The organism is Streptococcus sp. HMSC068F04, from assembly GCF_001837455.1.
Lineage (GTDB): Bacteria > Bacillota > Bacilli > Lactobacillales > Streptococcaceae > Streptococcus > Streptococcus salivarius_D.
Genome location: NZ_KV832501.1, coordinates 21,247 through 27,448, shown reverse-complemented (window position 1 = coordinate 27,448; position 6,202 = coordinate 21,247). Strand labels below are relative to the sequence as shown.

General features: G+C 38.3%; 6 protein-coding genes. 5 read left to right on the top strand and 1 reads right to left on the bottom strand.

Annotated features, from left to right (window positions below; all coding sequences use genetic code 11):
- Positions 1–169: 169 nt before the first annotated feature.
- Positions 170–667 carry a sigma-70 RNA polymerase sigma factor region 4 domain-containing protein gene (locus HMPREF2571_RS06050; RefSeq protein ID WP_013989953.1) on the top strand — a complete coding sequence of 166 codons (498 nt, stop codon included), beginning with the start codon at positions 170–172 and terminating at the stop codon, positions 665–667.
- Between the two features lie 108 nt (positions 668–775).
- On the opposite strand, the gene HMPREF2571_RS06045 is transcribed toward HMPREF2571_RS06050, so the two are convergent.
- A complete protein-coding gene (locus tag HMPREF2571_RS06045) occupies positions 776–1,618 on the bottom strand; it encodes a mechanosensitive ion channel family protein (protein ID WP_041817181.1) in 843 nt (280 codons plus the stop codon).
- Between the two features lie 142 nt (positions 1,619–1,760).
- Between HMPREF2571_RS06045 and tig the strand changes: the two genes are divergently transcribed.
- The 4 genes from tig (at position 1,761) to HMPREF2571_RS06025 (ending at position 6,199) form a co-directional block, all read left to right on the top strand.
- Entirely contained in the window at positions 1,761–3,044 is a 1,284-nt protein-coding gene (gene tig, locus HMPREF2571_RS06040; protein WP_013989955.1) for a trigger factor, read from the top strand.
- Between the two features lie 157 nt (positions 3,045–3,201).
- Positions 3,202–3,777: a DNA-directed RNA polymerase subunit delta gene (gene rpoE / locus HMPREF2571_RS06035; RefSeq protein ID WP_002885605.1), complete on the top strand. Its 576-nt coding sequence runs from the start codon at positions 3,202–3,204 to the stop codon at positions 3,775–3,777.
- A 252-nt stretch (positions 3,778–4,029) separates the two neighbouring features.
- A complete protein-coding gene (locus HMPREF2571_RS06030; protein ID WP_070847435.1) occupies positions 4,030–5,634 on the top strand; it encodes a CTP synthase in 1,605 nt (534 codons plus the stop codon).
- A gap of 94 nt (positions 5,635–5,728) precedes the next feature.
- Positions 5,729–6,199 (top strand): DUF3013 family protein, encoded by a 471-nt coding sequence (locus HMPREF2571_RS06025; RefSeq protein ID WP_013989957.1) that lies wholly within the window; start codon positions 5,729–5,731, stop codon positions 6,197–6,199.
- Positions 6,200–6,202 lie beyond the last annotated feature (3 nt).

Below are 6,202 nucleotides of genomic sequence, written 5' to 3'. Positions count from 1 at the left end.
CAGAGGCTTTCAGCCGAAGAGCAAGCCACCTGTTCTCACGGGTGGTTTTGACTGTTTTTATCAGTTTTATAGTGACATAAATGTCGCTATTTTATTTCTTATCTATCTCTTATAATAGGTTTCGTAATTAATTTAATTACAAAAATTATATCTATTAATAGGAGGTTGAATGGAACAAGAAATTTTTGTTCACGCATATGAAGTTGTAAGGCCGATTGTACTTAAGGCTAGTAGACAATATTTCATCCAACTTTGGGACCAAGCTGATATGGAGCAAGAGGCTATGATGACGCTTTATCAGCTTTTAGAAAAGTTTCCTGAATTAAAGTCTGATGATGATAAGCTACGGCGTTATTTTAAAACGAAATTTAGGAATAGACTTAATGATGAGGTTAGAAGGCAGGAGTCTGTAAAACGACAAGCTAATCGACAATGTTATATCGAAATTTCAGATATTGCTTTTTGTCTTCCGAATAAAGAGTTAGATGCTGTTGATAGGCTTGTTTATGATGAGCAGCTTAATGCTTTCCGTAATCAGTTGTCTTCGGAAGATGCTACTAAGTTAGACCGTTTGCTAGCTGGGGAGTGTTTTAGAGGTCGAAAAAAGATGATTCGAGAGTTAAAAGTTTGGATGGTTGATTTTGATCCTTACAATGAAGATGATTAATTCTCGATATAGAACTGGACTAGTATTATTGTGTATAAGTCATAGAAAAAACACTTCGAAAGTAGATTTATCTTATCTATCTTTTGAAGTGTTTTTAATGTGATGAATTTATTTTACTGCTATAGGGTTTCCAATGAATCTTGGAAGTTCAATACTTTCTTTAATTAGGGCTTCTTGGTAAAGTTTTAAGAAGTCTGCATAGATATGAGTTTGTTGTCCATTTTGTGTAAAGATGTCAATACGAAATACCAGTTGTCCAGAAGGAGTTGTGCTTAATCCAATAATATTAGGTGCTCCACTGATTTGAGGATAGTTTTCAATGTTTTCTTGATTTACTTCTTGGATGATGCTGGTCACCTTATTGATATCGGTTGATGGATAGACTGGGATATCAATTTGAGCTCTCATGTCTCCTCGAGATTTGTTGGATACAATTGTGATATTTCTGTTAGGTATAAAATGGAGGGTCCCATCAAATCCTCGAATTTGAGTAGTTCGAATACCTACGGTTGAAATAAGGCCTGTAACGGGTCCTACTTCAACTGAGTCACCGACTTCAAATTGGTTTTCTAACAAGATGAAAAAACCATTAACGACATCTGATAGGAAGCCTTGAGCTCCTAGACCAAGAGCAACTCCAGCAAGTCCTGCACCAGCAAGGAGGCTAGATACTGGAACCCCAAGGATACTAAGAAGCCAGTAAACAAGGAAAAAGTATAGCACGTAGTTCATGCAATTGTGTAGTAAACGTTCAATGGTTTTTTGTCGAGCAGGTGTTTGAATTGTCCAAGCTAGAGAGCGTCCGACTGTATGTTTAAAAAGGAAGTTGATAATCTTCTTACTAAGAAGAAAGATTATGAGAAGAATGAGGAGCTTAATCCCTTTTGTAATGAGTACCATTAGGGTCTCTTCAAAATTAAATTGTTGGATGTATCTTTGTAAAATATTCATAGCTTTAGTTTATCAAAAATTTGAAAAAGTAGCAGTTCCTAACGATTTTCTTGTGATTAAATTGGAGAAAAAAACTTTTAAAAGGCTTTGAAATATGGTAAACTAAACTGTATCTATAAAAAATTTTAAGGAGAATGACTACATGTCTGTATCATTTGAAAACACAGCCACTAACCGTGGTGTGGTGACATTCACTATCGGTCAAGATAAAATTCAACCAGCTTTGGATCAAGCGTTTAACAAGGTTAAAAAGAATTTGAACGCTCCAGGCTTCCGTAAAGGACACATGCCTCGTGCCGTATTTAACCAAAAATTTGGTGAAGAAGCTCTTTACGACGATGCTTTGAATGCAATTCTTCCAGCAGCTTATGAAGCAGCGATTGCTGAACTTGGTCTTGATGTTGTTGCACAACCAAAAATTGATGTAAAATCAATTGAAAAAGGTCAAGATTGGACACTTACTGCAGAAGTTGTTACAAAACCTGAAGTAAAACTTGGTGCATATAAAGATCTTGAAGTTTCAGTTGAGGCTTCTAAAGAAGTTACTGATGAAGAAGTTGATGCTAAGCTTGAAAACGAACGCAAAAACTTGGCTGAATTGGTCGTTAAAGAAGGTGCAGCTGAAAATGGCGACACTGTTGTTATCGACTTTGTTGGTTCAGTAGATGGTGTTGAATTTGACGGTGGTAAAGGTGAAAACCACTCTCTTGAACTTGGTTCAGGTCAATTTATCCCAGGATTCGAAGACCAATTGGTTGGAGCAAAAGCTGGTGATGAAGTAGAAGTTAAAGTAACTTTCCCAGAAGACTATCAAGCTGCTGACCTTGCAGGTAAAGCTGCTGTATTTGTTACTAAAGTTAACGAAGTTAAAGCTAAAGAAGTTCCTGCTCTTGATGATGAGTTGGCTAAAGATCTTGACGATGAAGTTGAAACTCTTGATGAGTTGAAAGCTAAATACCGTAAAGAACTTGAAGCAGCTAAAGAAATCGCATATGATGACGCTGTTGAAGGTGCTGCACTTGATTTGGCTGTTGAAAACGCTGAAATTGTTGAATTGCCAGCAGAAATGGTTGAAGACGAAGTTCACCGTGCTATGAACGAATTCATGGGTAACATGCAACGTCAAGGTATCTCTCCTGAAATGTACTTCCAAATCACTGGTACAACTCAAGAAGATCTTCACAAACAATATGAAGCTGACGCTGACAAACGTGTGAAAACTAACCTTGTTATCGAAGCTGTTGCTGCTGCTGAAGGATTCGACGCTACAGAAGAAGAAATCCAAAAAGAAATCAATGATCTTGCAGCTGAGTACAACATGGAAGTATCACAAGTTTCTGCACTTCTTTCACCTGAAATGCTTAAACACGATATCACTATGAAGAAAGCTGTTGAAGTTATCACAAGCACAGCAAAAGTTAAATAATATGACTAAAATCAAGTTTCTGTTGAGACTTGATTTTTTCTTCTATAAATGCTTTGACTATTGACTCTTTTTAGCGTAAAATAAAAGGTAGCGAAAAATTGATTGCTGAGCTATTTCTGATGGAAACTAGCTTGAGTAAGAATGAAGGAGAACCACTTTGGAATTAGACGTATTTGCTGGACAAGAAAAAAGTGAATTATCAATGATTGAAGTGGCCCGTGCTATCTTAGAAACACGTGGTCGTGATAATGAAATGTATTTCAATGATTTAGTCAATGAAATTCAAAATTACTTAGAAAAATCGGATGCTGATATCCGCAATGCTTTGCCATTCTTTTATTCAGATTTGAATACGGATGGAAGTTTCATTCCACTAGGTGATAACAAATGGGGCTTGCGTTCATGGTATGCAATTGATGAAATCGATGAAGAGGTCATCACATTGGAAGATACTGATGAAAATGCACCAAAACGTAAGAACAAGAAAGTTAATGCCTTCATGGATGGTGATGAAGATGCCATCGATTATAATGACGATGATCCAGAAGATGAAAACTTCACACCTGATTCTGATAGTCTTGAATATGACGACGATAGCGAAGATGATGAGAAAGCCGAAGTGGAATCTTATGACTCTGAGTTGAATGAAATTATTCCAGATGATGATTTGGATGATGTTGAGTTGTCAGAAGAAGATGATGACGATGACTATGAGGATGAGTCAAACGACTAAGTTTTCATTGACAAATGGTCTTGGATAGTTTAGACTATTTATCGGGCACCTCTTTTGAAGAGGTCATGATTAAGGCTCCCAGAGTGAAACTCTTGGGGGTCATTTTTGTTTTTAGTCATTTACTAGACTTGTCTAAGGTGAGGTACTTTGTACCGCTCCCATCAGGTACTAGGAAAGGGCTGTCGTGATTATCTGAGTGGGTAATCAATCTACTATCTGTTGTTGTTTTGAATTATATTATAAGGAGTTAACATGACAAAATATATTTTCGTCACTGGTGGTGTGGTATCTTCAATTGGTAAAGGGATTGTAGCTGCAAGTCTTGGACGTTTGCTTAAGAATCGTGGTCTTAAGGTTACGATTCAAAAATTCGATCCTTACATCAATATTGACCCAGGGACAATGAGTCCTTACCAACACGGTGAAGTTTATGTTACTGATGATGGTGCTGAAACTGACCTTGACCTTGGTCACTACGAACGTTTTATTGATATCAATCTTAATAAATACTCTAACGTGACTACTGGTAAGATTTATAGCGAAGTTTTGCGTAAGGAACGTAAAGGGGAGTATCTTGGTGCGACTGTTCAGGTGATTCCGCATATCACAGATGCTTTGAAAGACAAGATTAAGCGTGCAGCAACAACGACTGATTCAGATGTCATTATCACTGAAGTTGGTGGTACGGTTGGGGATATTGAAAGTCTCCCATTCCTTGAAGCACTTCGTCAAATGAAGGCTGATGTTGGTTCTGACAACGTTATGTATATCCACACAACGCTTCTTCCTTATTTGAAGGCTGCTGGTGAAATGAAGACAAAACCAACGCAACACTCTGTTAAGGAATTGCGTGGTTTGGGTATCCAACCAAATATGTTGGTTATTCGTACAGAACAACCTGCTGGTCAAGGGATCAAGAATAAATTGGCTCAGTTCTGTGATGTTGCACCTGAGGCTGTTATCGAATCACTCGACGTGGAACATATCTATCAAGTTCCACTTAATATGCAGGCTCAAGGTATGGATCAAATCGTTTGTGATCATTTGAAACTGGATGCTCCAGCTGCAGATATGACAGAATGGTCTGCTATGGTTGATAAGGTACTTAATCTTAAGAAGACAACTAAGATTGCCCTTGTTGGTAAGTATGTGGAGCTTCACGATGCTTACTTGTCAGTGGTTGAGGCACTTAAACACTCTGGTTTGGCAAATGATACTGCCATTGATATTGACTGGGTCAATGCTAATGATTTGACTGCCGAAAATGTTGCTTCTCGTTTGGTTGATGCTGATGGGATCATCGTGCCTGGTGGTTTCGGTCAACGTGGTACTGAAGGAAAGATTCAAGCTATTCGTTATGCGCGTGAAAATGATGTGCCAATGTTGGGTGTCTGTCTTGGTATGCAATTGACATGTATTGAGTTTGCTCGTCATGTCCTTAACTTGGATGGCGCTAATTCAGCTGAGCTTGATCCAAACACAAAATATCCAATTATCGATATTATGCGTGATCAAATTGACATTGAAGATATGGGTGGTACTCTTCGTCTCGGTCTTTACCCATGTAAGTTGAAACCAGGTTCTAAGGCTGCTGCCGCTTATGGCAACCAAGAAGTTGTTCAACGTCGTCACCGTCACCGTTATGAATTTAATACTAAGTTCCGTGAACAGTTTGAGGCTGAGAGCTTTGTATTCTCAGGTGTGTCACCAGATAATCGTTTGATGGAGGTTGTAGAACTCCCAGACAAGAAATTCTTTGTGGCAGCGCAATACCACCCAGAATACCATAGCCGTCCAAACCATGCTGAAGAACTTTACACTGCCTTTGTGACAGCAGCGGTTGAAAATGCTAAATAATAAACTAGGACAGAGTGGGACAGCCTACTCTGTTTTTTATTGGCTCCTTTTATGCTAAAATAAAGGGAATAATAAGAAAGAACGAGGAAAACAAATGGCTAAATTCGGCTTTTTGTCAGTATTAGAAGAAGAATTGGATAAGCACCTGGACTATGATTTCGCGATGGACTGGGATAAAAAGAATCACGCTGTAGAAGTAACGTTTATCCTAGAAGCGCAAAACAGTAGCAATGTGGAGACTATTGATGATAAGGGTGAAGTGTCTGATGAAGATGTTATTTTTGAAGACTACGTGCTCTTTTACAATCCAGCAAAATCACGTTTTGATGAAGAGGACTACCTAGTGACAATCCCGTATGAACCTAAGAAAGGTCTATCTCGTGAGTTTTTGGCTTATTTTGCGGAGACCCTAAATGAGGTGGCGACAGAAGGATTGAGTGACTTGATGGATTTTCTATCTGATGATGGACCTGAGGAATTTGGTTTGGTTTGGGACAAAGATGCTTTTGAAAAAGGGAAAGCTCAACTTGAAGAGAAGGAATTTTTTGCTTATCCAAGGTATTAAAGG

Excerpts from the sequence above, each read along its gene's own strand:
- HMPREF2571_RS06050 (WP_013989953.1), top strand. The coding sequence starts at position 170 with ATGGAACAAGAAATTTTTGTTCACGCATATGAAGTTGTAAGGCCGATT.
- HMPREF2571_RS06045 (WP_041817181.1), bottom strand. The coding sequence starts at position 1,618 with ATGAATATTTTACAAAGATACATCCAACAATTTAATTTTGAAGAGACC.
- tig (WP_013989955.1), top strand. The coding sequence starts at position 1,761 with ATGTCTGTATCATTTGAAAACACAGCCACTAACCGTGGTGTGGTGACA.
- HMPREF2571_RS06030 (WP_070847435.1), top strand. The coding sequence starts at position 4,030 with ATGACAAAATATATTTTCGTCACTGGTGGTGTGGTATCTTCAATTGGT.
- HMPREF2571_RS06025 (WP_013989957.1), top strand. The coding sequence starts at position 5,729 with ATGGCTAAATTCGGCTTTTTGTCAGTATTAGAAGAAGAATTGGATAAG.